The organism is Paraburkholderia sp. BR13444 (assembly GCF_040948755.1).
In the GTDB taxonomy this organism is placed as follows: domain Bacteria; phylum Pseudomonadota; class Gammaproteobacteria; order Burkholderiales; family Burkholderiaceae; genus Paraburkholderia; species Paraburkholderia youngii.
Window position 1 is genome coordinate 385,080 of record NZ_JBFPKM010000005.1, and the last position, 21,627, is coordinate 406,706.

At 64.4% G+C, this 21,627-nt stretch carries 20 protein-coding genes; 7 read left to right on the plus strand and 13 right to left on the minus strand.

Annotation, left to right across the window (positions count from 1 at the left end; all coding sequences use genetic code 11):
• Positions 1 to 16 precede the first annotated feature (16 nt).
• On the plus strand, positions 17 to 394 hold the full coding sequence (locus AB3X95_RS17620) for a BON domain-containing protein (RefSeq protein WP_176120768.1): 378 nt from the start codon (positions 17 to 19) through the stop codon (positions 392 to 394).
• A gap of 55 nt (positions 395 to 449) precedes the next feature.
• Here the strand turns inward: AB3X95_RS17620 and AB3X95_RS17625 are convergent, their stop codons facing one another.
• Positions 450 to 893 (minus strand): glyoxalase/bleomycin resistance/extradiol dioxygenase family protein, encoded by a 444-nt coding sequence (locus tag AB3X95_RS17625; RefSeq protein ID WP_176120769.1) that lies wholly within the window; start codon positions 891 to 893, stop codon positions 450 to 452.
• A gap of 241 nt (positions 894 to 1,134) precedes the next feature.
• Here AB3X95_RS17625 and AB3X95_RS17630 point away from each other — a divergent pair, with 241 nt between their 5' ends.
• The 4 genes from AB3X95_RS17630 (at position 1,135) to AB3X95_RS17645 (ending at position 5,430) form a co-directional block, all read left to right on the plus strand.
• The gene (locus tag AB3X95_RS17630) at positions 1,135 to 1,926 is read left to right on the plus strand and encodes a DUF899 domain-containing protein (protein ID WP_176366639.1); all 792 of its coding nucleotides are present in this window, start codon (positions 1,135 to 1,137) and stop codon (positions 1,924 to 1,926) included.
• 142 nt (positions 1,927 to 2,068) lie between these two features.
• Positions 2,069 to 2,923, plus strand: coding sequence for a lysostaphin resistance A-like protein (locus AB3X95_RS17635; RefSeq protein ID WP_368622034.1), 855 nt, complete (start codon positions 2,069 to 2,071; stop codon positions 2,921 to 2,923).
• Positions 2,924 to 3,044: 121 nt separating this feature from the next.
• A complete protein-coding gene (locus AB3X95_RS17640; protein ID WP_176120772.1) occupies positions 3,045 to 3,470 on the plus strand; it encodes a DUF1801 domain-containing protein in 426 nt (141 codons plus the stop codon).
• Positions 3,471 to 3,696: 226 nt separating this feature from the next.
• A complete protein-coding gene (locus AB3X95_RS17645) occupies positions 3,697 to 5,430 on the plus strand; it encodes an IlvD/Edd family dehydratase (RefSeq protein WP_368622035.1) in 1,734 nt (577 codons plus the stop codon).
• An 84-nt stretch (positions 5,431 to 5,514) separates the two neighbouring features.
• Here the strand turns inward: AB3X95_RS17645 and AB3X95_RS17650 are convergent, their stop codons facing one another.
• From AB3X95_RS17650 to AB3X95_RS17670, 5 genes are all read right to left on the minus strand, one after another.
• On the minus strand, positions 5,515 to 6,570 hold the full coding sequence (locus AB3X95_RS17650) for a serine hydrolase domain-containing protein (RefSeq protein WP_368622036.1): 1,056 nt from the start codon (positions 6,568 to 6,570) through the stop codon (positions 5,515 to 5,517).
• A gap of 42 nt (positions 6,571 to 6,612) precedes the next feature.
• Complete coding sequence (locus AB3X95_RS17655) at positions 6,613 to 7,905, minus strand: MFS transporter (protein ID WP_176120775.1); 1,293 nt, start codon at positions 7,903 to 7,905, stop codon at positions 6,613 to 6,615.
• A gap of 271 nt (positions 7,906 to 8,176) precedes the next feature.
• The gene (locus tag AB3X95_RS17660) at positions 8,177 to 9,358 is read right to left on the minus strand and encodes a porin (protein ID WP_368622117.1); all 1,182 of its coding nucleotides are present in this window, start codon (positions 9,356 to 9,358) and stop codon (positions 8,177 to 8,179) included.
• A 331-nt stretch (positions 9,359 to 9,689) separates the two neighbouring features.
• Positions 9,690 to 10,805, minus strand: coding sequence for a succinylglutamate desuccinylase/aspartoacylase family protein (locus AB3X95_RS17665; RefSeq protein ID WP_176124638.1), 1,116 nt, complete (start codon positions 10,803 to 10,805; stop codon positions 9,690 to 9,692).
• Between the two features lie 266 nt (positions 10,806 to 11,071).
• Positions 11,072 to 11,854: an ABC transporter substrate-binding protein gene (locus tag AB3X95_RS17670; RefSeq protein ID WP_176107730.1), complete on the minus strand. Its 783-nt coding sequence runs from the start codon at positions 11,852 to 11,854 to the stop codon at positions 11,072 to 11,074.
• Between the two features lie 649 nt (positions 11,855 to 12,503).
• On the opposite strand from AB3X95_RS17670, the gene AB3X95_RS17675 reads away from it, so the two are divergent.
• The gene (locus AB3X95_RS17675; RefSeq protein WP_368622037.1) at positions 12,504 to 13,733 is read left to right on the plus strand and encodes a PotD/PotF family extracellular solute-binding protein; all 1,230 of its coding nucleotides are present in this window, start codon (positions 12,504 to 12,506) and stop codon (positions 13,731 to 13,733) included.
• Positions 13,733 to 15,571: a diguanylate cyclase gene (locus AB3X95_RS17680; protein WP_368622038.1), complete on the plus strand. Its 1,839-nt coding sequence runs from the start codon at positions 13,733 to 13,735 to the stop codon at positions 15,569 to 15,571. Before AB3X95_RS17675 ends, AB3X95_RS17680 begins: the two co-directional genes overlap by 1 nt.
• Positions 15,572 to 15,634: 63 nt before the next feature.
• Here the strand turns inward: AB3X95_RS17680 and AB3X95_RS17685 are convergent, their stop codons facing one another.
• The 7 genes from AB3X95_RS17685 to phnG are packed head-to-tail and all read right to left on the minus strand — an operon-like array spanning position 15,635 to position 21,539.
• Positions 15,635 to 16,768, minus strand: a complete 1,134-nt coding sequence (locus tag AB3X95_RS17685; protein WP_368622039.1) for an alpha-D-ribose 1-methylphosphonate 5-triphosphate diphosphatase — start codon at positions 16,766 to 16,768, stop codon at positions 15,635 to 15,637.
• A gap of 36 nt (positions 16,769 to 16,804) precedes the next feature.
• Positions 16,805 to 17,581 (minus strand): phosphonate C-P lyase system protein PhnL, encoded by a 777-nt coding sequence (phnL, locus tag AB3X95_RS17690; protein ID WP_176124650.1) that lies wholly within the window; start codon positions 17,579 to 17,581, stop codon positions 16,805 to 16,807.
• An 8-nt stretch (positions 17,582 to 17,589) separates the two neighbouring features.
• Positions 17,590 to 18,360 carry a phosphonate C-P lyase system protein PhnK gene (gene phnK / locus AB3X95_RS17695; protein WP_176366647.1) on the minus strand — a complete coding sequence of 257 codons (771 nt, stop codon included), beginning with the start codon at positions 18,358 to 18,360 and terminating at the stop codon, positions 17,590 to 17,592.
• A complete protein-coding gene (locus AB3X95_RS17700; RefSeq protein WP_184227340.1) occupies positions 18,357 to 19,289 on the minus strand; it encodes an alpha-D-ribose 1-methylphosphonate 5-phosphate C-P-lyase PhnJ in 933 nt (310 codons plus the stop codon). The genes phnK and AB3X95_RS17700 overlap by 4 nt, the downstream gene beginning before the upstream one ends.
• Positions 19,286 to 20,422, minus strand: coding sequence for a carbon-phosphorus lyase complex subunit PhnI (locus AB3X95_RS17705; protein ID WP_176381059.1), 1,137 nt, complete (start codon positions 20,420 to 20,422; stop codon positions 19,286 to 19,288). The genes AB3X95_RS17700 and AB3X95_RS17705 overlap by 4 nt, the downstream gene beginning before the upstream one ends.
• Positions 20,422 to 21,033, minus strand: a complete 612-nt coding sequence (phnH, locus tag AB3X95_RS17710) for a phosphonate C-P lyase system protein PhnH (protein ID WP_368622040.1) — start codon at positions 21,031 to 21,033, stop codon at positions 20,422 to 20,424. Before phnH ends, AB3X95_RS17705 begins: the two co-directional genes overlap by 1 nt.
• On the minus strand, positions 21,033 to 21,539 hold the full coding sequence (gene phnG, locus AB3X95_RS17715; protein WP_368622041.1) for a phosphonate C-P lyase system protein PhnG: 507 nt from the start codon (positions 21,537 to 21,539) through the stop codon (positions 21,033 to 21,035). Before phnG ends, phnH begins: the two co-directional genes overlap by 1 nt.
• Between the last annotated feature and the right edge of the window lie 88 nt (positions 21,540 to 21,627).

Consider the following 21,627-nt stretch of genomic DNA (forward strand, 5'->3'; position numbering starts at 1 on the left):
ACAACTGGAGTATTCGATGAAAAGCATTCAGGCACGCGCGCTGGCGATTGCCGCATTGATTCTTGCCCTGTCGGGCAGCGCATGGTCGCAGTCGGGTCAGACGTCCAGCGCAGCTTCGGGCGCGCCCGCGATGTCAGGTAGCGCGGCCGCTCCCGCCAGCCCGAGGCAAGCGAATCGCGCGCTGCGTCGGCAGGTGTATGCCGCGATCGGCAAGCACAAGGAGATCAGCGCCGGCAATATCAGCGTCATCGCAAAAGGCGGCGCGGTGACGCTGAGCGGCACGGTCACCGACGCTTCCCAGATCAATCAGGTCGCGGAGATCGCGAAGGGCGTTCCGGGCGTGACTTCGGTGACCAACAAGCTTACCGTGCAAAAGCCGTTCGGCGGGCAGTAAAAAGAGCTCACGCATCGGGGGAATCAAAGCGCGAGGAGCTCACTACAATAACCCACTAGTTGTCGAACAGCGCCGTGTAACGGCGCTGCATCTCTTCAGGCGTGAGCGCTTCGATCTGCGCGCCGAGCTGCCATTCGTGGCCGAACGGATCGCGCACGGTCGCCGAGCGCTCGCCATAAAAATGATCGGTTAGCGGGAGGACCACGGTTGCGCCCGCTTTGACCGCTTGTGCGAATAGCTGGTCGACGTCGTCGCAGTGGATATGTAGCAGCACACCCGGCCGGCTGTCGCCGCTCGGGCCGAGCATGTCGTGCTCGGGATATTCGTCGGACAGCATCACGATCGCGGGACCGATCTTCACTTCGGCGTGACCGATGCGGCCGCCTGGCTCGGTCAGGCGAAACTGTTCGACGCCGCCGAATGCCTGTGCGTAGAACTCAATCGCCTGCGCGGCATTGCGCACGCGCAGATAGGGGTAGACCTCATGGATCGCGCTCATCGTCACCTCCAGGTGGTGGGCGAATGATTCCAGGGACGTCATGGTCGTTGCGGCAGATTACATTAGAAATCGACAGCCGGGTTTGGCCGACCATGAATCCGGAATCGCGTCACATTTGTCACTCCCATCACTCGATGACCGGCGGCGTAAACTGAACCTTCATCAACAGCGAGCGATGCAAGGCGAGCGAATCGCCTTCCGACCCGAACGCACAGGACATCGCTCTAACCCGGAGGTTGCGATGACGACGAACAAGTCACCTGAGAAGAGTGGGAAAGATGGACAGCCTGCGATGAAGACACCGCCGGTCGTGTCGCGGCATGAGTGGGAGGCCGCGCGCGAGCAGTTGCTCGTCAAGGAGAAAGCCTTGACACGTGCCCGCGACGCGCTCGCCGCCGAGCGGCGTCGGATGCCATGGCTTGCCGTGGAAAAAGCGTATGCGTTCGACGGGCCGCAAGGCAGAGTGAGCCTGCTCGATCTCTTCGAAGGCCGCCGTCAGCTGGTCATCTATCGCGCCTTTTTCGAGCCCGGCGTGCACGGATGGCCAGAGCACGCGTGCATTGGCTGTTCCCTGGGGGCCGATCAGGTCTCCCACCTTGCGCATTTGCACGCTCGCGACACGACCCTCGTGTACGCGTCCCGCGCACCGCAAGCCGATATCGCGCGGCTGAAGGCCCGGATGGGCTGGGAGATGATTCCCTGGTACACGATCACCGACAGCTTCGACGCCGACTTCGGCGTGGACGAATGGCACGGCCACAACGCGTTCATCCGGGACGGCGAGCGAGTGTTCCGAACGTACTTCATTAACGGGCGTGGCGACGAGGCGATGGGCACGGTCTGGAGCTACCTCGACATGACGGCGCTCGGGCGGCAGGAGACGTGGGAGGATTCGCCGGAGGGTTACCCACAGAGCCGGCCGTACAAGTGGTGGAACTGGCACGACACTTACGTCCCCGGCGCGGCTCCCGATCCGAAGTGGGTCGAGGTGTCGGATGCCGGCGAGGCCGCATTTCGGAAGCACGACGAGTAGCGCCTGACGAATCGTCACTCGGAGAAACGGCGTTCGCCAACGTACGGGACGGCCGTTCTCGCGGTCCAGCGGTACTTGAATGCTAGAGTCACGCTCGCACGCAAAGACAGCAATCACTGCAAGCCTGACTTCGAACCTCTCTATGTTCGCACTACCGTGGATCGCGATTTTCCTCGCCGCGCCGGCGACGTGGGCCAGCACGTTTCGCTGGCTGGGCATCGGCCTGCTCGTGATCGGATACGGCACGGCGTTGGCGACCGGGCAGCTCGGCCCTTTCGCGAGCGTCGCCATTGCGCTGCTCGGCGTGGCCGCGTACGCGGTGTCGCCGGCTCGCCAGCGTTACGTTCGATACGCTGGTCATCTGCTGTTCGTCGCGCTCGCGATCGGGCTCAGCCTGCATTGGCTACCCGGCTTTCATAACCCACGCGTGATCGGCCCCGTGCATCTCACGCCGGATGCCGTGCCCTTCACGATGTACCTCAATTTCGACAAGCCGCTGATCGGCTTCTGGCTGCTGCTCGCCTTGCCGTGGATTCGGCCGCCGCACGCGCTGCGCACGTGGTTAGTCGCCGGCGTCGCCGGTTGGCTGATCACGGTCGCGGCCTGCATGGCCGTTGCGTTGTCGCTGGGGATCGTCGGATGGGCGCCGAAGCGGCCCGCCGACAGCGTGCTGTGGTTGGTGAACAATCTCTTTCTCGTCACGCTGACCGAAGAGGCGTTGTTTCGCGGCTATCTGCAAGGTGGTCTGACGCGACTGTTCGCGCGCTGGAAAAGGGCGGACCTGCTCGCGCTATGCGTGGCGGCCGCGCTGTTCGGCCTCGCACATGGCGCGGGCGGATGGCAGTGGATCGTGCTCGGAAGTGTGGCGGGCATCGGCTATGGGCTGGCGTATCGCTTCGGCGGCTTATCTGCGGCGCTGCTCGCACATTTCGGGCTGAACGTGGTCCACTTTTTCTTCTTCACGTATCCGATGCTGCAGCCCGCGGGCAAGCTGTGAAACGACGTGGATCGGCCGTGCGCTGGCCTTGAATCCAGGCGAAGATTACCAATGACTGGATCGTTGCGGCATCCCGACGGTTCAACCACTACGTTTCTCCGCTTACGAGGGCCACACGCCGATGAACGCATCCGAACGTATCGACGAACTGATCGCAGGGCTCACCGACTGGCGCGGCGCGACCTTCGCTCGCATCCGTCAATGCGTGCTGGCGGCGGACCCGGCGATCGTCGAGGAATTCAAGTGGATGGGTAGTCCGGTCTGGTCGCGCGACGGCATGATCGCGGTCGCCAACGCGCACAAGGGCAAGGTCAAGCTGACCTTCGCGCATGGGGCGGGCCTGGCCGACCCGCACGGTTTGTTCAACGCGGGCCTCGAAGGCAACGCGCGGCGCGCGATCGACTTCTTCGAGCGCGACGAGGTCGACGAGCGCGCACTTAAAGCGCTGATCCGCGCCGCGATCGACTATAACCAGAGTCATCTGAAGAAGAATGCGCGCGGCGCAGTACCGAAAGCAAGCCGTAAGCCGACGCCCGGCGACGCCTGAAGCCGGCACGGTCTGCTCGCCGGCCCCGCCGCGCCGCCAAAGGCGGCGGATCGATACCAGAATTGATATCGATATCACCCAAAATATAATTGGAAAGATATCAACCCGCTCCGTACACTTCACCATCCCTGGACATTGAGCGGCAAGCCTTGCGCCGTGGCGCCGCGTGGGCCGCTTCAGTCAAATATGCCGGTGAGGGTCCCGGCGCATGCATCAAGGACCTAGCATGTCGGAAAAAAAGCGGAAATTGCGCTCGGCCGAATGGTTCGGCACGGCTGACAAGAACGGCTTCATGTATCGAAGCTGGATGAAGAATCAGGGCATCCCGGACCACGAGTTCGACGGGCGCCCTGTGATCGGCATTTGCAACACGTGGTCCGAGCTGACACCGTGCAACGCGCACTTTCGCAAGCTCGCCGAGCATGTGAAGCGCGGCATCTACGAAGCGGGCGGCTTCCCGGTCGAGTTCCCGGTGTTTTCGAACGGCGAATCGAATCTGCGTCCGACCGCGATGCTCACGCGCAATCTCGCGGCGATGGACGTCGAGGAAGCGATCCGCGGCAATCCGATCGACGCGGTGGTGCTGCTGACCGGCTGCGACAAGACGACCCCCGCGCTCCTGATGGGCGCGGCGAGCTGCGACGTGCCGGCGATCGTCGTGACCGGCGGCCCGATGCTGAACGGCAAGCTCGACGGCAAGAACATCGGCTCGGGCACCGCGGTGTGGCAGCTGCACGAATCGCTGAAAGCCGGCGAGATCGATCTGCATCAGTTTCTGTCGGCCGAGGCGGGCATGTCGCGCTCGGCGGGCACCTGCAACACGATGGGCACCGCGTCGACGATGGCCTGCATGGCCGAGGCGCTCGGCACTTCGCTGCCGCACAACGCGGCGATTCCCGCGGTCGACTCGCGCCGCTACGTGCTCGCGCATATGTCGGGCATCCGCATCGTCGAGATGGCGCTCGAAGACCTGAAGCTGTCGAAGATCCTCACGCGCGAGGCGTTCACCAACGCGATTCGCGTCAATGCGGCAATCGGCGGCTCGACCAATGCGGTGATTCATCTGAAGGCGATCGCGGGGCGCATCGGTGTCGATCTCGAACTCGACGACTGGGTGCGCATCGGCCGCGACACGCCGACGATCGTCGACCTGATGCCGTCGGGCCGTTTCCTGATGGAAGAGTTTTATTACGCGGGCGGTCTGCCGGCCGTGCTGCGCCGGCTCGGCGAAGCGAACCTGCTGCCGCATCCGGAGGCGTTGACGGTCAACGGCAAGTCGCTGTGGGACAACGTGAAGGATGCGCCCAACACCAACGACGAAGTAATCCGTCCGCTCGACAAGCCGCTCGTCGCCGATGGCGGCATTCGCGTGCTGCGCGGCAATCTCGCGCCGCGCGGCGCGGTGCTGAAGCCGTCGGCGGCGACGCCCGAGTTGCTCAAGCATCGCGGACGCGCGGTCGTGTTCGAGAACTTCGAGCACTACAAGTCGCGCATCGTCGACGAAACGCTCGAGGTCGATGCGAACTCGGTGCTGGTGATGAAGAACTGCGGGCCGAAGGGTTATCCGGGCATGGCCGAAGTCGGCAACATGGGCCTGCCGCCGAAGCTGCTGAAGCAGGGCGTGAAGGACATGGTGCGGATTTCCGATGCGCGCATGAGCGGCACCGCGTACGGTACCGTGGTGCTGCACGTGACGCCGGAAGCGGCGGCCGGCGGCCCGCTCGCCGCGGTGCAGGAGGGCGACTGGATCGAGCTCGACTGTGACGCGGGCACGCTGCACCTCGATATCAGCGACGCGGAGCTCGAGCGCCGTCTCGAGAAGCATGTGCCGCCCGAGCCGCCGGAAGGTGGCGGCTACCGGCGCCTGTATATCGATCACGTGTTGCAGGCCGATGAGGGCTGCGACCTCGACTTCCTCGTTGGGTGTCGAGGCTCCGCGGTGCCGCGGCATTCGCACTGACGCGCCGTTGCAACGATAACGGCTCAACCCATGACCATGCGGGCGATGCATTCGTGCATCGCCCGCATTTTTTTTGATTGGCGGCTATCGGCCGAGGTTATCGACCGCGTCGAGCACAAGCCCGAAGAGCTCGTTGGCCGCGGCCGGACTCAGCCAGCGCACGACCACCGTCATGCGCCGCTCCGGTTCGACCCACGTGAACGAACTTCCCGCGCCGATGCCGAAGTAGCTCGACTCCGGCACGTTCGGGAACACCTTGCGCCCGGTGTTGAGCCACACGAGGTAGCCATAAAACGGCGCGATCGCGCACGGCGTACGCATGCGCGCGATCCATTCTGACGACAACACGCGCTGGCCGTTCGCGACGCCGTCATCGAGCAGCATCTGCGCGACCTTCAACTGATCGTTCGCGCTCACCGACATGCCGCCGCCCCAGTGCGTGCCGCCCGGCACCGGCTGCATGCGTCGCCCGTCGATTTCGACCCACGCGTCGTCGTAGCCGACCCATTGCCAGTTTTCGCTCGCACCAGTTGGCCGCATGATCGCTTCGCGAAACACCTCGGGCAGTGGCTGACGGAACAGATGCAGCAGTGCGAGCGAGAACTGGTTGATGCGGACGTCGTTGTATTCCCAGTAGCTGCCCGGCCGTTGCAGCGGACGCGGGTCGCCTTTCTTGCCATCGGGCGGCGCGGCGAAATTGACCGCGCGGTAGTGATCCGCCTGATCCGACAAACCGAAGTACGTGCCGCGCCATTCGCTGGTTTGCTGCAGCAGATGCGCCCAGCTGATCGGCGCGTTGTGTTCGTCGTCGAAGCCGGTGTTGGGCACGCGCACGCGCACCGGCTCATCGACGTCGGGCAACAGGCCGCGATCGTGCGCGACGCCGGCGAGCAGCGCGAGGTACATCTTTGCGACGCTGAAGGTCAAATCCGCGCGATCCGGCTCGCCCCAGCTCGTCAGCACGCGTCCGTCGACGGCGATCGCACCCGATACCGGCCCGCGATCATGCACGGGACCGAGCAGCTTGTTCCACGGCGGCGGGTCGTTCACGTGCACACCCCACGCGCCACCCACGTGGCGGTCCCAAAGCGATTCATGATCCACCGCGAACTGCACGGCTTGTTGCAAACGGTCTTGCATGGAAAAGGTCCTGTCGGTTCGACGAAGCTCGCTAGGCAAGACTCAGCGTGCGTGCAGTCGCACGCGTGCCCACATCACGGTGAAAAGGCTGAGCACGGCCGCGAGCATCAGATAGAGGCCGGGTGCGAGGTTATTGCCGGTTGCCGCGATCAGCGCGGCGACCGCGAGCGGCGTGAAGCCGCCGAACACGGTGGTGCCGATGTTGTAGCCGAACGCCATGCCGGTCGTTCGCGTGCGGGTCGGGAACAGCTCGGACATCATGGCCGGAATCGGCGCGAAGTAGGTCGCCTTCAGCATCGCGACCCACGTGACCGCGGCCAGCAACGAGCCGAGCGACGGATGCGCGTTCATCAGCATGAAGGCCGGATAGACGGTCGCGAAGAACAGCGCACCGGCGCAGAGCATGATGCGCACGCGGCCCACCTTGTCGGACAGATGACCGACGATCGGCGTGAGCACCATCATGATCAGACCGGCCGCGAGCGTCGCGATGAAGCCCGACGACGGCGCGAGCCCGAGTTGCCGCGCCGCATAGGTCGGCATGTAGAGCAGCATGTAGTTGGCCGTGGTGGTCAGCACGAGTGCGCCGATCGACACGAGCACCTGTTCCTTTTGCGTCGCGAGCAGTTCTCGCACCGGCGCGGCGGATTTCTCCGCGCGCTCGAATTCCGGCGTTTCGTCGATGCGGCGGCGAATATACAGCCCGACCGGACCGATCAGCAGGCCGAACAGGAATGGAATGCGCCAGCCCCAGCCTTCGAGTTGCTCGGTGCTCAGCGTGCTTGTCAACACCGCGCCGAACAGCGACGCGAGCAGCGTGCTCGCGCCCTGGCTCGAGAACTGCCAGCTCGCCATGAAGCCCTTGCGCTCGGGCGCATGTTCGATCAGAAACGCGGTCGAGCTGCCGAACTCGCCGCCCGCCGAGAAGCCCTGCAACAGCCGCGACGCGAATACGCCGATCGGCGCGAGCACGCCGATCGCCGCATACGACGGCATCAGCGCGATCATGCCGGTGCCGAGCGTCATCATTGCAATCGATAGCGTCAGCGATGCCTTGCGGCCTTTGCGGTCGCTGAACGAGCCGAGTGCGAGCGCGCCGATCGGTCGCGCGAGATACGACAGCGCGAAGGTGCCGAGCGTAAGCAGCAGTGACACAGTGCGGTCGTGCACCGGAAAAAACGTACGCGACAGCACGGCCGCGAAGTAGCCGTACACGACCAGATCGTAGAACTCCAGCGCGTTGCCGATCGAGGTCGCGAGAATCAGCCGCGATACGCTCGAGCGCGAGGTGTGCCGCGCGAGCGCGTCGGCGGTGGTGGCGGAGTCCATGCTCATGTCGAAGTCCTCGGGCGGCATTGGGAGGTGCGCCGGCAAGGTCGCGTGAGCGGCGCGGGCGCGGGATCGAAGCGTGTGACCCGATGTTGGGGTGGCCGATATTTATAGACAATTACAATATTTGGCAGATATCGTTGCCGAAACGGCAAAGCGGAATCGTGATGACCTGGATGGACAACACCGCGCTGCAAAAGAAAAAGCGCCCCGTAGGGCGCTTTCCAATCGATTCAGCCTTGCAGGGAACAGGTGTTCCCCACCGCGAACCGTCTGCTTAGAACTTGTGACGCATACCGACGCGGAACGCGAGCTGGTTGTCGGCGCCGACGCCCGACGTGTTGAAGTAGCTCGTGCTCGAACCGATCTGTGCCTGCAGGTCGCCACTTGCGACGTTGTGGCCCGATGCGATCTGATAGATGCCCAGCACGTAGACGTCCGTGCGCTTCGACAGCGCGTAGTCGCCGCTCAGGTTAACCTGGTTCCAGTGACCGACGTTCGCGCCGCTCAGGTGCATGTACGTGTAGCCCGCGCCTGCCGTGATAGCCGGCGTGACCGCGTACTTCGCGCCCGCTTCGTAGGCTGCGAACGTGGTCGAGCCACCCGAGATCGGGGCGAGGCGCGTGTTCGTGTACAGGGCCCACAGCGTCGCCGGACCGAATGCGTAGCGGCCGCCAACGCCGAACGAGCGCAGATCCTGGATCTGGCCGGTGCCGAGCGTCGGGAAACTCACGTTAGCCAGCGAAGTCGAGAAGGCCGGCGATGCCTGGCCCGGGTAACGGATATCCGTGTACGCTGCGCCGATACCGAACGGGCCGTTCGCATAGTTCGCGCCGAAGCTGTAAGCGCGCGACGAACCCGCAACCGGTGCAGCCGACGTGCCCGTACCCGGCGTGCCGGCAAAGCCGCCTGCCGTGTTCGAGAAGCCGTACATCGCGCCGAAGGTCAGGCCCGAGAAGTTCGCGCTGCTGAACTTGACCGAGTTGTTGATACGGCTCGAGGTGAGCTGGTCGACGTCGTTGATGTGGTAAGCGTAGTTGCCCGCGACGGTCAGGCCCCCGGTCGAGTAGTTAGAGCCGAGGTAGTCGGTCGAGAACGAGTACTGGCGGCCGAACGTCAGCGAGCCGATGTTGTTCTGCGACACACCGACATAGGCCTGGCGACCGAACATCGCGCCGCCCTGGCCGGCGGTGCCGTTACCGCTGTTGAAACCGTTTTCCAACACGAACAGCGCTTTCAGGCCGTTGCCGAGATCTTCCGTGCCACGCAGACCCCAACGGCTGCCTTGCGCGACGCCGTCGTCGTACTTGGTCAGGCTACTATGGCCGGTGGACGTTTTCGAGTTGTTCACGTAGCTGATACCCGCATCGATCAGGCCGTACAGCGTGACGCTGCTTTGTGCGTGAGCGGCGGAGGCGAAGACGGCAAGCGTAGCGGCGGTCAGGATTTTCTTGTTCAACATACTTCTCCGAGTTAGCGAATTTTGGCGATCGCGACGCGCTGCTCTGCGGCAACGTCGCGCGACGGCCGGCAATTTAAGGGAACGCTGAGTAAGGTATGTGACAGGAAAAAATTTTTTCCACGGTGTCGTGTCGGCGCGACACTTTGCGTGGGCACCGGGGGCGGGTGTGTCGGTGGCGGGGCGGGTCGATCGACCCTGGAGCGAAGCGGGGCGTGTGACAGCGGATCGCCCGCCAGGCGGCGGGCGATCGGTTACTTCAGCTGCTGCATGAAAATTCAGTTACATATGGCCGGCTGCGACGGCATCGCCGGTCGCAGCAGCGCTGGCGTCAGTTGCTCAGCAACGAGCCGCTGCGGAACGGCGTCGCGCCGGCGATGCGCGCGAACTCGAGGCCGGCCGTCGCGAAACGCGCCAGATGCCGCGCGTACAGCAGGCCGGCCACGGTGTTCTTGATCGTGACGACGCGGTCCGTCAACGGATCGACGATGTCGGCGATTTCCTGGCCCACGTCGACCCACGTGCCGACCTCGCAGCGATACACGAGCACGCCGCTGATCGGCGCGACGAGCGGCTCGGCGCCCGCGAGCGGCGTCGCCGCGAATTCGAGCGGCGGCAGCGGCGCCGGTTCGCCGTCGACCACGCCGCGCAGGGTCAGATACTCGATGATCGCCTGCGCGTCTTTTTCCGCGTACTCGTATGACACGTCGCGCTGGCCGCGCAGTTCGATCGTGACCGAGATGCCGCCGTTCGGGATCGGGAAGCGCTCGCCGAAACGGCCGCGCAGATCCGACCAGCAGAAGCTGTGGATCTCGTCGAACGGATTGCCGACCGAGTTCAGCGCGAGCAGCGACGCCTTCGCATCGATGTAGCGCGCGAGCGGTTCGACTTCGGGCCACAAGTCCGGATTGGTATACAGGTGCATCGCGGCTTCCCAGTCGCAATGCAGGTCGAGCACGACGTCGGCGTCGTACGAGAGTTTTTGCAGCGCGAGGCGTTGCGAGCCGAGTTCGGTGGTCGGCTTCTGCGCGTCGAGCGCTTCGCGCATCGCCGCGCGGATGGCGGCGCGGTTCTCATCGATGTCGCCGGTCAGACGCGACTCGATGGTCGGCAGCACGAGTTCCGCGAGGTCGTAGAAGTTGCGGTTGAAGTTCTGCGCGCTGCCGGTTTCGAAGCGCCCGAGCATCTGGCCGAGCAGATGCTGGTTCAGGCCGATCGGATTCGGCACCGGCACCACCACGACTTCGCCGCGCAGCTTGCCCGCGGCCTCGAGCGCGGCCAGCTTGCGGCGCAGCGACCACGACACCAGCATGCCGGGCAGCTCGTCCGCGTGCAGCGACGACTGGATATAGATTTTCTGTCCGCCGCCGGGACCGTAGTGGAAACTCGTCAGTTCACGGGCGGTGCCAAGCGACGGGGCAATCAGCGGATGGGTCTGGGTTTGCATGGTTTTGACTTCGCGGCCCGTTCGTAGCGGCCGCGCTAGGTTGTTGATTGCAAGGGGAAAGGTGCGCGCCGGCTGCGCGCGAGGTCCGCGTGCGCGGACTGCGGCCACCTGTCTCCCGGCGACCGCGCGTTGCACGATCTTAGCCGATATGCCGCACGATGTGGCTTCATGTGGCTGGATGTGGAGCCGCAAAACAAAACGGGCTCCGCATCGCGGAGCCCGTTTCGGACAAGCTGCCGGCGCGCCGTGCGGCGCGCGTCGGCGATTTAGCTGCCGTACACGTCGAAGTCGAAGTACTTCTTCTCGATCTTCTTGTAGGTGCCGTCCTTGATCATGTCGGCGATCGCCTTGTCGACCTTCGCCTTCAGATCGGTGTCTTCCTTGCGCATGCCGATGCCGGCGCCGCTGCCGAGGATCTTCGGATCGTTGAGGTCCTGACCGACGAACACGAAGCCCTTGCCGCGCGGCGTCTTCAGGAAGCCCTGGTCAGCCTGCACCGCGTCCTGCAGCGCTGCGTCCAGACGGCCCGAGATCAGATCGGCGTAGACCTGGTCCTGATTCTGATACGGCACGACTTTCGCGCCCGCCGGTTCCCAGTACGTCTTCGCGTAGGTTTCCTGGATCGTGCCCTGTTCGACGCCCACCGTCTTGCCCTTCAGCGATTCAGCGGTCGGCAGGATGCCCGAGCCCTGCTTCGCGACGAGGCGCGTCGGCGTGTTGAACAGCTTCGACGAGAAGGCGATCTGTTCGGCGCGTTGCGGCGTCATCGACATCGACGACAGCACGCCGTCGAACTTCTTCGCCTTCAGTGCCGGGATCATGCCGTCGAAGTCGTTTTCCACCCACACGCACTTCGCACCGACGCGCTTGCAGATTTCGTTGCCGAGATCGATATCGAAGCCAACGAGCTTGCCGTCTGCGCCTTTCGACTCGAACGGGGGATAGCTGGCATCAACGCCAAAACGGATCGTCGACCAATCTTTAGCGTGTGCGCCAATGGAGACGGTGGCAATCAAGGCAACCGTCAAAGCCGCTAGCAGTTTTTTCACTGTTTTTACTCCTCGGTGTAGTTCAATTTCGCCCTCGACGGTTGTGCCGCCTCGGGACGCCCGGCGCGACTGGCAACGGGCTTCTGGTCAGGATGCAAGCCGGGGTGGCCTGCAACGCGCGCCAAGCTTATCAGTTCAAAAATATTGGGAAGCTAGTAAAACACCGGATGGCGCAGGAGGAGGCCCTCTAGAGCGACGCGTGCGCCCAAGCCGATGTGACCGGATCGTACACCGTTGGTGGTGTTTGCGTAACACGGATGTAATGCACGAGGGGTAATACGGTGAGCGGCGAGCGTGATCGACCGGAATATACGGCGGCATTCTTTGCGAATTCGCCGAAAAGCGGTTCGAAACGCGGGTTTGAAACTTGGATATCGTTAAAGCTCGTGGCCGAATTTGCCGTTATTCAACAGCGGCCTCGATACCATTGGCTTACACGGTATTACCAGCGCCGATATTTTTGCGCAACCGTTTCGGACCTGTGCGAAAACCACGGCTTTTGGCGCTATCATCGATGCTCCATGCGTAGGGCGCCGACCGCCCGCGCAGGCGCGGATCGCCCCGAAGCATATCGTCGGACCGCCGTTAAGATTCAAATGCCGCGCATTTGCGCTAGATCAAAAGGCCTTTCTGCTCAACGGTGTTATTCATGCGCACGATGTCGTTTACGGCGGATCAAACAGGCTGTTGTAAACAGACTTTTAAGCGACAAATCGCGAGCGTCGGCGCGCGGGTGCGCGCGGCATTATTGCAGCGTCGTTTTTTTGTCGGCTTTTCGTCGAGAATTACATCGGGATTTATATCGATTGGCGTATCGGGGTATCGGTGCGACGTTTTGCCCCGCGCGTTGCGCGTTCTGACAGGCGCACTGCTGTGCGTGAGTTTCGCCGTGACCACGCCAGCCGCGGCTGCCGACAAGGTGCTGCACGTACTCGCATGGCCTGGCTACGCGGACCCGGATGTCGTCAAGGCGTTCGAAGCGCGCTACGGCGCGAAGGTCGAGGTTACGCTGGTCGATTCCGACGAGGCGCTGTGGGCGCAGATGCATAGCAAGGGCGAGCCGCCTTTCGACGTGCTCGCCGCCAACACCGCCGAAATCCGCCGTTATGCGCAGGCTAATCTGCTTGCGCCGCTCGATCTCGCGAGTCTGCCCAATACGAAGAAGCAGTTGCCGCGTTTCCAGGCGCTCGGCTCGATCGGCGGCCTGACGTCGGCGGGCAAGGTCTACGCGATTCCGTTCACCTATTCGTCGATGGGTCTCATCTACGATCGCAAGCAGATTCCGGTGGCGCCGCATTCGATGCTCGAACTGTGGAACCCGCGCTATCGTGGCAAGGTGCTCGACTTCAATAGCGCGCAGCACAACTTCTCGTTCACCGCGCTCGCGCTTGGCTATCCGCATCCGTTTCAACTCGACCCCGCGCAGATGCGCACGATCGCGCACAAGCTCGTCGAGCTGCGCCGCAATCTGCTGACCTACTACACGCTGCCCGAGGAGGCGACCGCGTTCTTCATCCAGCACAAGGTCGCGCTGATGTTCGGCAACTACGGCACGCAGCAGGTGCAGTTGCTGCGGCGCGCTGGTGCCGACGTCGGCTATGTGATTCCGGACGAAGGCGCGCTCGCGTGGCTCGACTGCTGGTCGATGACGCGCGCGGCGAGCGACCAGCCGCTCGCGCTCGCGTGGATCAACTACATGCTCGAGCCGAGCGTGAGCGCGCTGCTGACACAGCGCCAGGGGCTCGCGAATACGCTGACCGAGCCGGCCGAAGGCAACCCCAACGCGCACATCGTCTGGATCAGTCCGGTCGAGGATATCGACCGCCGCGAGCAATTGTGGACGCGCATCGTGTCGGGCGACCGTTCGGAGCGCTTCTGATGCTGCATCGCGGCCTGACCTTCAAGCTATCCGTGCTGCTCGCGTGCATCGGCGTGCTGGCGTCGGGCGCGACCGGTTATTACGCGTATCGCGCGAATCGCACGATGCTGGTCAACGAAGCGGAGCGCAGCCTGCAGACTTCGACGGAGCTGCTCGGCCAGCGCATCGCCGTATCGATCGACGACGTCGCGGCAGACGCGCTGGTGCTGGCGACGATGCCGTCATCGGTGAGCGTCACGCAGACCGACGACGGCATCCGCCCGAACCTCGGCCGCGAGCGGCTCGCGCAGGTGTATTCGAGCTTCATGCTGCACCACCCGGAGTATCTGCAGGTGCGGCTGATCACGCGGCAGCATCACGGGCTCGAGCTGATCCGTTTCGATCGCGACAGCGACGGCCTCGTGCGTGTACAGGGTGACGATCTGCAGGAAAAAGCTCAGTTTCCCTACGTATTCGAAACGCTCGCGTTTTCACCCGGACGCATCTACACCTCGCCGATTTCGATCAATCACGAATACGGCACGCATGCGGCGCAAGGCAGGCCGACGCTGCGTCTTGGCACGCCGATCGCGGATGCGCGCGGCACGGTGGTCGGCGTCGTCGTGATCGACGTCGATCTGGCCGGCATGCTGCGGCGTTTGCAGAGCGATCTGCCGAGCGACTACCAGGTCTATCTGGCGAACGAGTGGGGCGACTTCCTGGTACATCCCGACGCGTCGAAGACCTTCGGTTTCGACCGCGGCCGGCGCGTGCTGATGCAGGACAGCTTCCCGGTCACGAAGCAGCTGTTCGAGCAGCGGCGCAGCGAAGTGCTCGTCAACGGTCTCGCGCGGCCCTATGAGGCGCACGGACGGGTGCTCGCGTTCGTGCGGCGGCCGTTCGGCGATTCGGAAGGCAATCGCTTCATCGTGCTCGGTCTCGCGAAGCCGCTCGAGGACGTGTTGAGCGGCGCGAATCAGCTCGGCACGCGGATCATTCGCATGGTGCTGGTGTTCAGCGCTTTGTCGGTACTGCTGGCAATTCTGTTCGCGCGAGCGCTGACCAAGCCGCTGCATCAGCTCGCGCATGCGGCGACGCATCTGTTCGCCGAGCACGCGATGCACACCTTGCCGCTCAAACGCACCGACGAAATCGGCGTGCTCGCGCGCTGCTTCGAGCGTTTGCGCCGCGAAATCCGCGCGCAGATGGATGCGCTGCACAGCAAGCAGAGCGAGCTCGTGCATCTGGCCTCGCACGACGTGCTGACCGGCTTGCCGAACCGCATGCTGTTCATGCAGAAGCTCGAGAACGCGATCGAGGAGGCAAGCTTCCGCCGCGAAGGCCTCGCGGTGCTGTTCGTCGACCTCGACCGCTTCAAGCAGATCAACGATCAGTTCGGTCACTCCGTTGGCGACAAGGTGCTGGTCGCGGTCGCGCGCCGTCTGAAGGAGGTACTGTGCGCCGGGGACGTGGTCGCGCGGCTCGGCGGCGACGAATTCATCGTGCTGATCGAAGGGCAGCGCGCGGCCGAGGTCACGCCCGAAATCGCCGAGCGCATCATGGATGCGCTGAACGAAACGCTGAGCGTCGACGGCAATAGCATGACGGTCGGCGCGAGCATCGGCATCAGCGAGTTTCCGCACGACAGCGGCAATGCCGAGGAACTGCTGCTGAACGCCGATGCGGCGATGTATGCGGCGAAATCGGGTGGCCGCTGCGCGTATCTGCGCTATCAGGATCTGCTCGCCATGCGGCTCCACGAACAGGCCGAGCAGGCGCGGCTTGCCCACGCGCAGCTCGCGCAGGCGCACGCCGCGCGAGATGCGACCGAGGGGTGCGAGGAGGAGCCTACCGCGTGACGCGGTGTTATCCGCGCGGCTGAGCTGTCGACCTGAGACGCAGGCGCGCCTTCAGTTCCCCACTCAAACAATCCGCACCCCGCCGCGATAAGTCGCGCGCGGCACTGGCAGCTTGTCGAGCATCGTCACGCGCACGAGATCCGCGCGCAAGCCCGGCTCGATCGCGCCGCGGTCCGTGAGACCGGCGGTGCGCGCCGGTTCGGCCGAGACCGTTGCCATCGCGCGCGGCAGCGACCAGCCCGCTTTTTCGACGAGATCGAACACCGCGGTCAGCAAGCTCGACGGCACGTAATCCGACGACAGAATATCGAGCAGATCCGCGCGCGCGAGTTCGAGCGCCGACACGTTGCCCGAATGCGAGCCGCCGCGCACGATGTTCGGCGCGCCCATGATCGTTGCGATGCCGTGCTCGCGCGCGGCTTGCGCGGCGATGCGCGTGGTCGGGAATTCGGCCAGCACGATGCCTTCGGCCTTCGCCTGTTCGACGTGCTCGATCAACGTGTCGTCGTGGCTCGCGACCGGAATGCCGAGCCGCCGGCACCGCGCGACGATCTCGCGGCGATGCTCATCCGCGTAACGCTCCTGTTCGACCGCGAGTTCGGCGAGCGTGCTCGCGACATGCTCGTCGCTCATCTTGCCGTTGCGCTCCTGGAAGCGGCGCCATTGCTCGCGATCGTGCCATTGGCGCTGTCCCGGCGTATGGTCCATCACCGACGCGAGCCGCAAGAGCGGATGCGCGCACAGCGAATCGAATACCTCGAGCACGTCGGCGGTCGCAATCTCGCAGCGCAGATGCAGAAAGTGCTCGGCGCGCAGCAGCCGACGCGTGGACAGCCGCAGCAGCGATTCGGCGCATTGCGTTTGCACGTGGCGGTTACGCAGCCCAACGCTCGAGCGCGAGCCGATCGCGAGCGCGTCGAATACCGTCGTGATGCCGGCCGCGGCGACCTGCGCGTCGTGGATCACGAAAGCCGCGTCGGTATTCCATTCGACGCCGGGACGCGGCACGAGGTGCTTCTCGAGATTGTCCGTATGCAGTTCGATCAGACCGGGCAGCAGATAATCGCCGTCCCAGTCTTCGGCGTTGCGCGCCGAACTCGCGCCGCGTTCGACGTCGCGAATCACGCCGTCTTCCACGCGCACGGTGCCAATGAATTCTTCGTCTCGCGTCACGATGCGAGCGTTGCTGATCAACATCGACTTGCTCCGTAGTCAGTCGGGACTGGTGTCAATTTAATGCCGCAGCGGCGGCCGCAGTTCCAGGCGGCGCGTCGCGACCTTGTTGCGAGTCTCTTCGTCGTGAAAGATACCAACGATCGCCGCGCCGCGCTCGCGCGCCTCGACGATCAGATCGGCCACAACGTCGCGGTTTTCGGCATCGAGCGAAGCGGTCGGTTCGTCGAGCAGCAATAGCGGATGTTCGGCGATCAAACCTCGCGCGATGTTCACGCGTTGCTGCTCGCCACCCGAAAACGTCGCGGGCGCGAGCGACCACAGACGTTCCGGCACGTTGAGCCGCGCGAGCAATTCAGCGGCGCGCGCGTTTGCTTCAGGTTCTGCGACGCCATGCAGCATGAGCGGCTCGGCGACGAGCGCGAGCGTCGGCACGCGCGGAATCACGCGCAAAAACTGGCTCACATAGCCGACCACGCTACGTCGCAGACGCAGCACGTCACGCGGTTCGGCACCGGTGATCGTGACGGGCCTGCCCTGATCGCTGGTGTCGCGAATCGCAATCGAGCCGGTGCTCGCCAGATAGTTGCCGTACAGACAGCGCAGCAATGTGCTTTTGCCCGCGCCCGACGGCCCGACCAGCACCACGCATTCACCGCGCTCGACTTCGAGCGATACGTTCGCGAGCGCGTCGATTCGCACACCGCCCTGGCCGTGCAGCGTGAAAGTCTTGCCGATGCGGGTGGCGCGCAGCATCAGCGCCGTGTTGTCGGCGAAAGCGCGCTCGCCGTGACGTGCCGCGCTGCCTGCGTCAATTACTACCTCAGTGGATCGCATTGTGAGCCTCAAACCGGCAGAACCGAGGAAACCAGCGTTTGCGTATAAGGGTGCTGCGGATCGTCGAGCACCTGATCGGTTAGACCCGCTTCGACGACTTCGCCTGCCTGCATCACCATCAGCCTATGTGCGAGCAGACGCGCGACGCCGATATCGTGCGTGACGATCAGCACCGACAGATGCAGCGTCGAGGTCAGCGTGCGCAGCAGATCGAGCAGACGCGCCTGCACGGACACGTCGAGACCGGCGGTCGGTTCGTCCATGAACACCAGACGCGGACCGGTGACGAGATTGCGCGCAATCTGCAGACGTTGCTGCATACCGCCCGAAAAGGCGGCGGGGAATTCGTCGATGCGCGCTGGGTCGAGTTCGACGCGCTCCATCCATTGCGTGGCCGTGCGGCGAATCTCGCCGTAGTGCCGCGCGCCGACAGCCATCAATGGCTCGCCGATGTTGGCGCCGGCCGAGACGCCGCTGCGCAGGCCGTCGCGCGGATTCTGCTGCACGAAGCCCCATTCAGTGCGCATCAGCAGACGGCGGCGCGGCTCCGACAGCGCGCGCAGATCGAGCAGGTCGCCGTGCGAGGCGGCGTAGTGCAGCGAGCCGCTATCGGCCTCGGCCTTCAGCGCCAGCGTATTGAGCAGCGTGGTCTTGCCCGAACCCGATTCGCCGACGATGCACAGCACCTCGCCCGGATACAGATCGAAGCTCACGTTGCGGCAACCGTTGCGGCCGCCATACTGTTTGGTGAGCGCGCGGGCGCTCAGAAGCGGCGTCATGCGGATTCTCCTTCGCGTTCAGCGCGGGGCAGTGGTGCTTGCGGTTCGATCTCGCCGTCGCCGCGCCGCTCGTGACAGTAGTCGCTATCCGAGCACACGAACATGCGCGTGCCGGCGTCGTCGACGATCATCTCGTCGAGAAAGCTTTCCTTCGATCCGCACAACGCGCACGCGTGCTGCCACTTCTGCACCTCGAACGGATGATCGTCGAAGTCGAGACTGCGCACCGGCGTATAAGGCGGAATCGCGTGAATGCGGCGCTCGCGGCCCGCGCCGAACAGTTGCAGCGCGGCGTTCATATGCATCTTCGGATTGTCGAACTTCGGGATCGGCGACGGCGATGTCAGATAGCGATGATTGACGATCACCGGGTAGTCATACGTGGTCGCGATGCTGCCGTGATGCACGATGTCTTCGTACAGCTTCACGCTGATCAGCCCGTAATCGGCGAGCGCATGCAGCTTCTTGCATTCGGCGACGCGCGGTTCGAGCCGGAACAGCGGCTCGGGCATCGGCACCTGATAGACGAGGATCTGCCGCTCGGTTAGCGGCGTTTCGGGAATCCGGTGCCGCGTCTGGATGATCGTCGCCTCGCTGGTGTGCCGGGTGGTCGCCACACCCGTGGTGCGCGCGAAGAAGCGGCGAATGTTGACGGCGTTGGTGGTTTCGTCGGAGCCCTGATCGATGACCTTCAGCGTGTCCGTCTTGCCGATGATCGCGGCGGTAACCTGGATGCCGCCGGTGCCCCAGCCATACGGCAGAGGCATTTCTCGTGATGCGAACGGCACCTGGTAGCCCGGCACGGCGACTGCCTTCAGCAACGCGCGGCGCAGCATGCGTTTGGTCTGCTCGTCGAGATACGCGAAGTTATAGCCGTGCGCGGCGCTGTCGTATGAGGTGTTTGCAACAGCGGTGTCGGGCGCGTTCATGCTGCTTGCTCCTTATCGGTGGCGTGGCCTGATTCATCGTTGCCGTGATGCTGCGCGCGCAAGCGCCGCACCAGTTCCAGCTCCGCCTGGAAGTCGACGTAATGCGGCAGCTTCAGGTGCTGCACGAAGCCCGACGCCTCGACGTTATCGCTATGCGACAGCATGAATTCGATGTCCTGTGTCGGCGACGAGAGCGTCTCGCCGAGTTCTTCGGCGCGCAGCGCGCGATCGACCAGCGCCATCGCCATCGCCTTGCGCTCCGAGTGGCCGAACGCGAGCCCGTAGCCCTGCGTGAAGGTCGGCGGCACCGCGCTGCTGCCCGCGAACTGGTTGATCATCTGACATTCGGTGATGTCGATATCGCCGATGTCGACCGCTTCGCCGAGTTCGTCGAGGTCCATTTCGACCGCGATCGTGCCGAAACGGATCTCGCCCGCGAACGGATGCGAGTGCGCGTAGCCGCGTTGTGTCGCATAGCCCATTGCGAGCAGAAAGCCTTCGTCGCCGCGCGCGAGGTTCTGCAGACGCGTCGCGCGGCTCGCTGGAAACGCGAGCGGTTCGCGCGACAGATCGCCGGGTTCCGCGCCATCCGGTGTCGGGCGCTCCTGTTCGATCAGGCCTTCCTTGTCGAGCAGCGACACGACGCGCGGCATCGCTTCCGGCGCGGGCGGTTCTTGCGAAACCGGCGCATTGCCTTGCGTCACGTGCTGCCGCGCGTCGTCGCCATCGGCGAGCAACGCGAAATCGAGCAGGCGCTGCGTGTAGTCGTAGGTCGCGCCGAGCAACTGGCCACCGGGCAAGTCCTTGAAGGTCGCCGAGATGCGCCGCTCGACCCGCATCGATTCGGTATCGATGGCGCGCGTATAGCCGAAGCGCGGCAACGTGGTGCGATATGCGCGCAGCAGGAAGATCGCTTCGACCAGATCGCCGGCTGCCTGCTTGATTGCGAGCGCGGCAAGCTCCTCGTCGTAGACCGAGCCTTCGGTCATCACGCGCGCGACCGCGAGCCGCAACTGCTCGCGAATCTGCGCGACGCTCAGTTCGGCGATCTGCGTATCGCCGCGGCGCGCTTTGTCGAGCAGGCGCCACGACGCTTCGATCGCGCGTTCTCCACCTTTGACGGCAACGTACATCAGTTCACCTTCGCTTCAGTTGTGCGCGGCAGGCCGATCACGCGCGGGCCGCAAACCAGATAACAGTCGATGCCGCACGGAAACAGCGGTGCGAGCATCGCGCGCTCTTGCCAGAACCGTGGGGGAAGACCAACCGGCGAAATCGTTTGGCTCTCCAGAATGCCGGGGCCGCTCAGCGTGACCGGTGCGCCGCCCGTCAGCGCGTCGACGCGGATCAGCAGCGTGGCCGATTGCTCGGGCGACTCGGCGCTGCCGGGTGCGAAGCTTTCGAGCGACGGCAACGCGTCGGCGTCGTGCAGATAGACGAATGCGGCGTCGCCGGGCGCATCGACGAGCGGCGCGCCGGTGTGAAAACGCAACGCCGACGCGAGCGCGGTATCAGGCTGCGCGAGCCAGACCGGTGTCGCGTAGTCGCAGAGCGTCAGCAGCGCAGCGAAGGCGGCGGGTTCGACCGGCGTGTTGCGCAACTCGGGCAGCACGTCACGAATCACGCCGTTCGTGCCGGGGCGCGACAACGCGTCGAGCAGCGTGCGAAACACGGCCCGGGTGTCGTGGACCGGGTCCGCGAAACCCGGCGTCAGCGTGGACAACGCAATCGGTGAATGTTCCATCAGTCGCCTCGCACCATCGTGAAGAATTCGACGCGCGTCGCCGCGGCGTCCTGCTGCTGTTGCTCGCGCCGTGCCTTCTGTTGCGCGGCGAACGGCTCGATCAATTGACGATGCAGGCTGTCGTGATGCTCGGGCATCTGCAGCAAGGCATCGGCGAGCGCCGCAAGTTCGGCGCGACGGCGGTCGCGTCCCAGATGACAGGCGACGCCGACGGCGGCCTCGGCGTCGCCGCTGGCATGCAGACGCAGCGTGGCGCGCGTGACCGTTGCTTCGCCGAGATTGAAAGGATCGCCGCTGCCGCCGATGCGCCCGCGCACCATCGCGAGGCCGATTGCAGGGGGGCGCAGCCAGTCGTAGGCGGGGATAGGTTGATCTTGCAACGCGCGCTGCAGCGCGGCTTCGAGGTCGGCGCGCGGCGTGCGGGCCAGCACGGCCATCCAGGCGCGCCGCGCCGCCGAAGACACGGCGGGCAACGGCGCAGAGGGCGGAACGGAACTCGGGCTCATCGGATTTCCTGTCGATCCAGCGAGTGGACATTGGAGCATCTATTCATCTAAACGTCTAGACGTTTACAGGCGTAGTTGTCTGGACTGT

Excerpts from the sequence above, each read along its gene's own strand:
- AB3X95_RS17620 (WP_176120768.1), top strand. The coding sequence starts at position 17 with ATGAAAAGCATTCAGGCACGCGCGCTGGCGATTGCCGCATTGATTCTT.
- AB3X95_RS17625 (WP_176120769.1), bottom strand. The coding sequence starts at position 893 with ATGAGCGCGATCCATGAGGTCTACCCCTATCTGCGCGTGCGCAATGCC.
- AB3X95_RS17630 (WP_176366639.1), top strand. The coding sequence starts at position 1,135 with ATGACGACGAACAAGTCACCTGAGAAGAGTGGGAAAGATGGACAGCCT.
- AB3X95_RS17635 (WP_368622034.1), top strand. The coding sequence starts at position 2,069 with ATGTTCGCACTACCGTGGATCGCGATTTTCCTCGCCGCGCCGGCGACG.
- AB3X95_RS17640 (WP_176120772.1), top strand. The coding sequence starts at position 3,045 with ATGAACGCATCCGAACGTATCGACGAACTGATCGCAGGGCTCACCGAC.
- AB3X95_RS17645 (WP_368622035.1), top strand. The coding sequence starts at position 3,697 with ATGTCGGAAAAAAAGCGGAAATTGCGCTCGGCCGAATGGTTCGGCACG.
- AB3X95_RS17650 (WP_368622036.1), bottom strand. The coding sequence starts at position 6,570 with ATGCAAGACCGTTTGCAACAAGCCGTGCAGTTCGCGGTGGATCATGAA.
- AB3X95_RS17655 (WP_176120775.1), bottom strand. The coding sequence starts at position 7,905 with ATGAGCATGGACTCCGCCACCACCGCCGACGCGCTCGCGCGGCACACC.
- AB3X95_RS17665 (WP_176124638.1), bottom strand. The coding sequence starts at position 10,805 with ATGCAAACCCAGACCCATCCGCTGATTGCCCCGTCGCTTGGCACCGCC.
- AB3X95_RS17675 (WP_368622037.1), top strand. The coding sequence starts at position 12,504 with ATGCGCACGATGTCGTTTACGGCGGATCAAACAGGCTGTTGTAAACAG.
- AB3X95_RS17680 (WP_368622038.1), top strand. The coding sequence starts at position 13,733 with ATGCTGCATCGCGGCCTGACCTTCAAGCTATCCGTGCTGCTCGCGTGC.
- AB3X95_RS17685 (WP_368622039.1), bottom strand. The coding sequence starts at position 16,768 with ATGTTGATCAGCAACGCTCGCATCGTGACGCGAGACGAAGAATTCATT.
- phnL (WP_176124650.1), bottom strand. The coding sequence starts at position 17,581 with ATGCGATCCACTGAGGTAGTAATTGACGCAGGCAGCGCGGCACGTCAC.
- phnK (WP_176366647.1), bottom strand. The coding sequence starts at position 18,360 with ATGACGCCGCTTCTGAGCGCCCGCGCGCTCACCAAACAGTATGGCGGC.
- AB3X95_RS17700 (WP_184227340.1), bottom strand. The coding sequence starts at position 19,289 with ATGAACGCGCCCGACACCGCTGTTGCAAACACCTCATACGACAGCGCC.
- AB3X95_RS17705 (WP_176381059.1), bottom strand. The coding sequence starts at position 20,422 with ATGTACGTTGCCGTCAAAGGTGGAGAACGCGCGATCGAAGCGTCGTGG.
- phnH (WP_368622040.1), bottom strand. The coding sequence starts at position 21,033 with ATGGAACATTCACCGATTGCGTTGTCCACGCTGACGCCGGGTTTCGCG.
- phnG (WP_368622041.1), bottom strand. The coding sequence starts at position 21,539 with ATGAGCCCGAGTTCCGTTCCGCCCTCTGCGCCGTTGCCCGCCGTGTCT.